The following is a 3,714-nucleotide window of genomic DNA, read 5'->3' as shown; positions in this document are numbered from 1 at the left end:
TTTACAATGAACATGCTACCGAATATTTAAAAGTTTGGATAGCTTACAATCAGGATATCCTGAATTGTATTGAAACACTGCCCCGTGATGCTTTTGTCGTTGTCAATTATTCGATGTTAATAGAAGAGGACGAACAGGTTTTTGAATACCTGAAAAGCAAGTGGAATTTAGCGTTAAAGTATTCAAGGTTCAGGGATATTTTTAAAGAACATCTTATCGGGCCTGATGTAGGCTTTGAGCAATATATCACAGATAAAAACCTCATTACCCAGGCTGTAGCATTACAGCATAAGCTTAGGGCATATATGCTAACCGATTAATATTAAATTTTTCTGCAGTTTGTTATACATCCTTGCGAAAAAAGTAAACAGATATCTGTGTAATAAAGTGTAAAAGCAGTTCAATTTGCTATACAATCGTTATTATCATGTGATAATCAGCTGATTATTTCTTCAAATTCGTTTTACGCAACATTATTAAGTATCAGTCATGGTACTTATTTAAGTAACGTAAAACCAGGGAGGAGGGATATGAAAGCTAAGTTTTTTTGCTGCTTGCCCTACAGAGTAGTCACAGGGCTTTTGATCATCATGTGCTTACACTCGCCCGGTTTTTCGCAGGCTGGGAAAGTTGGATCGCTAAGTTATTTAAAAGCCCGGAACGGTATTGGCGGATTTAATTTGGGAGGCTTCCCGACCGGTGAACAGGCGATGGGTTTAACTTATCTTGACGGCGAAGGCAGCAAGCCCGATGCCGATAGCTGTATCACCTATGAATATCATTCGGATAAACCGCTGGACCTGGAAGGCGGGTTAACAGCAAGTCATATTTGTATACGTACTTACCAGGACAAGATCGTGAACATTTACGTTTTCTTTAACCGCGATCAGGGATATAAAATGCTTAGTAAATTCCTGCACTGGTACGGTACGTTCACCGCAAAGCCTAATGATTATCAGGATGTTTATTTGTGGGAATCGCGCACGGTAAAACTATTGTTGAGCTATCACCCAGATGACGAACAGGGGATAGCTGTTTATACCTCTGTGGCCTTAACCAATGCCATAAATGCGCAGAATGCTAAAAGGTTAACGCAGTTGTTGACCAGTAATGATAAATAATTAGAGGTTTATTAGCGCTTTATACAACAGTAGCTTGATATCGTCAATATATGATTGTACAATACAGATATCAATAAAGCGCTATGGGAAAATAAGATGATAAACCCACTTGAAAATGAAAACCCAACCAACAATGCTTCCTATATACACTAATAGCTTTAAAACTATTGTAAGGATTGGTCTTCCAATATCTGCTTTTGATTGATAGCTTGGAGACGGTAAGCTATAGTGTGGTATAGCTTCATCCAAGTCTATTCTGGTTTTGGAGCGATATTCGGCTCTTACCGCGGACGGGCGTGGCTTAACAGGCTGAGGAGTTGCAGTAACTTCATCTTGCGGGTTTGGAATTTCATCATCAGCCATATCACAAAAATTTACTTTTTCTTGGAATTAGATTTAAGTACCACACTTAACTCTTGTCTAACTGGTGAAGGGCTTGGTTTGGGGGCAGCAACAATTTTTGGTGCCATGATTTTTGGCGAAATTAATTTGTTAGGACTCTTTGCCATTTATTTTGCAGGTTTAGTTGGTTGATCACTTCTTTCCCTCCTAACCGGCGAAGGAGCAGGCTTGGGTGGCGGAGGTGGTGTTTGAACCGTAGCTGGTTTTGCCATTGGTTTATGACTTATTTTGGTTACGCAATATAATCCGAATACCAATATACCTAATAAATAGGATATTCCAATACTAAATTTGGAATAATGAAAATTATTCATTCTGGTATCGTTCACCTTAATGTTATTGTCATTGATGTCTGTATACCATTTAATTATGAAGTCATTGTCTATGTTCTTTTGAGTTTGGCTGTTTTGAGGTTGATTAGCATAATAGTCTTTAATGTTTTTATAATCCTTCATTACATCTGTAGTTTCAGGAAAAGAGCAATATTTTCTTTTTAACCCGAAAAATACCCTGTATAGAAAATACATGCTTACAACTGTAGTTAATATTAAAGGATAGATAAAAAATGGTTTTGATTTTTCGAACCAAGGTACTTTGTTTTCATCATTAACAATAAAATAAACCCCGGCAACAATAAACCCCAATAAAGTTACAGGTAAGGATATGACTCCGTCATAATATCGTTTACGTTCGTTCTCATATTCATACTTTTCTTTAAGTATTGTTATCAGATTTTCTTCTGCATTTGCCATCGAATTGGGTTTAGATTGTCTTTTTACTCAAATATAAATAAAGACGCTTATTTATTCATATGAACGTCATTCATAGTTAAGCCTCTCCGATAATAGCACCATAATAAATATAAGTTATATACCAAATTGAAAGCTTGTTCTTTTATTATTCCCATAGCAGCCTGGATCTTTACCCCCTACATCACCACTCCAACCCGTAATCTCCGTGTAACAATACCCTGAATAGCCTGCGGTACATTTCAGTTTCTCCCGCCTTTTTTACATTTTTACGTTACAAAAATTTATACTGTACAAATGCAACATTGGTTAGTTAAGAGTGAGCCCTTTAAATACAGCTGGGAAAAATTTAATAAGGATGGTCGTACCTTTTGGGATGGCGTGCGCAATTACCAGGCACGTAATAACCTCAGGGAAATGAAGGAGGGCGACCTGGTTTTGTTTTACCACAGTAACGAGGGTAAAGAGATAGTGGGCATAGCCAAAGTAGTAAAGGAAGCCTACCAGGACCCTACAACTGATGATACCAATTGGGTAGTTGTTGACCTGGCACCGGTTGAGGCCCTGAAAACACCGGTAACCCTTGAGCAGATCAAGGCCGATCCTAAATTGCAGGATATTGGCCTGGTAAGGCAGGGACGTTTATCAGTAATGGGAGTAAAGCGCGAAGAGTTTGATTATATCTTAGCGCTGGGCAGTAAATGAGATCAGTAAGTACCTGCCTGAGCCGTTTGATTAAACCGGGAATCACCGCTGCCTTATTTGCATTGCCCGGGCTGGTGAAAGCACAGGATGTTTTCAAGGAGTTTCCTGATTCATTTACTGTTCCTGAAAGCTATGTTGTAAAACATGTTAAGCAAGCGCCGGTAATTGATGGCAATGTGGAAGATGCCGTATGGCAGCAGGCCAGATGGACTAAGGATTTCCAGGATATTGAAGGTCGCCTTAAGCCGCAGCCGCCGCTGCAAACTAACGTTAAAATGCTTTGGGACGATAGCTGCCTGTATGTTGCAGCACGGATCAAAGATCCGCATGTTTGGGCTACGCTTAAACATCATGATGATATTGTTTACCGCGACAATGACTTTGAGTTGTTTATCGATCCCACTAACAGCACACATAAATATTTTGAAATTGAGGTAAATGCCCTCAATACCATTTTCGACCTGTTTTTAACCAAGCCGTATCGTAACAATGGCGCTGCAGTAACCGGTTGGGATACGCATGGCTTACGTTCGGCAGTAAAGGTTCAGGGTACGCTGAATAACCCTTCGGATACGGATAAAGGCTGGACGGTTGAAATGGCTATCCCATTTAAAGCCATAGCCGGTGGCTTTAACCACGCTGTGATAAAGGATGGTACTTTGTGGCGTATCAATTTTTCGCGGGTGCAGTATGATACGAAGGTGCAGAACGGCGAATATGTGAAACTACAGGATAAT

7 protein-coding genes are annotated in these 3,714 nt (G+C 39.6%); 5 read left to right on the top strand and 2 right to left on the bottom strand.

The window, feature by feature from the left end; all coding sequences use genetic code 11:
- Both VF500_RS22130 and VF500_RS22125 read left to right on the top strand, forming a co-directional pair.
- Positions 1-320, top strand: a 320-nt coding sequence (locus VF500_RS22130) for a hypothetical protein (RefSeq protein WP_330861761.1), incomplete at its 5' end; no start/stop codon positions are given.
- Positions 321-590: 270 nt separating this feature from the next.
- Positions 591-1,121 (top strand): hypothetical protein, encoded by a 531-nt coding sequence (locus VF500_RS22125; protein WP_330861760.1) that lies wholly within the window; start codon positions 591-593, stop codon positions 1,119-1,121.
- Between the two features lie 81 nt (positions 1,122-1,202).
- On the opposite strand, the gene VF500_RS22120 is transcribed toward VF500_RS22125, so the two are convergent.
- Positions 1,203-1,484 carry a hypothetical protein gene (locus tag VF500_RS22120; protein WP_330861759.1) on the bottom strand — a complete coding sequence of 94 codons (282 nt, stop codon included), beginning with the start codon at positions 1,482-1,484 and terminating at the stop codon, positions 1,203-1,205.
- 21 nt (positions 1,485-1,505) lie between these two features.
- Here VF500_RS22120 and VF500_RS22115 point away from each other — a divergent pair, with 21 nt between their 5' ends.
- Positions 1,506-1,655 (top strand): hypothetical protein, encoded by a 150-nt coding sequence (locus VF500_RS22115; protein WP_330861758.1) that lies wholly within the window; start codon positions 1,506-1,508, stop codon positions 1,653-1,655.
- Here the strand turns inward: VF500_RS22115 and VF500_RS22110 are convergent.
- Positions 1,631-2,275: a hypothetical protein gene (locus VF500_RS22110; protein ID WP_330861757.1), complete on the bottom strand. Its 645-nt coding sequence runs from the start codon at positions 2,273-2,275 to the stop codon at positions 1,631-1,633. The two genes, VF500_RS22115 and VF500_RS22110, sit on opposite strands and share 25 nt — an antisense overlap.
- A 294-nt stretch (positions 2,276-2,569) precedes the next feature.
- Here VF500_RS22110 and VF500_RS22105 point away from each other — a divergent pair, with 294 nt between their 5' ends.
- Entirely contained in the window at positions 2,570-2,977 is a 408-nt protein-coding gene (locus VF500_RS22105; RefSeq protein ID WP_090528071.1) for an EVE domain-containing protein, read from the top strand.
- A partial coding sequence (locus tag VF500_RS22100) for a carbohydrate-binding family 9-like protein (RefSeq protein WP_330861756.1) occupies positions 2,974-3,714 on the top strand: 741 nt, incomplete at its 3' end. The genes VF500_RS22105 and VF500_RS22100, both read left to right, overlap by 4 nt.

This window comes from Mucilaginibacter sp., from assembly GCF_036383575.1.
Classification (GTDB): Bacteria; Bacteroidota; Bacteroidia; order Sphingobacteriales; family Sphingobacteriaceae; genus Mucilaginibacter.
The sequence above is the reverse complement of the archived record's forward strand: the minus strand, read 5'-3'. Positions and strand labels throughout refer to the sequence as shown.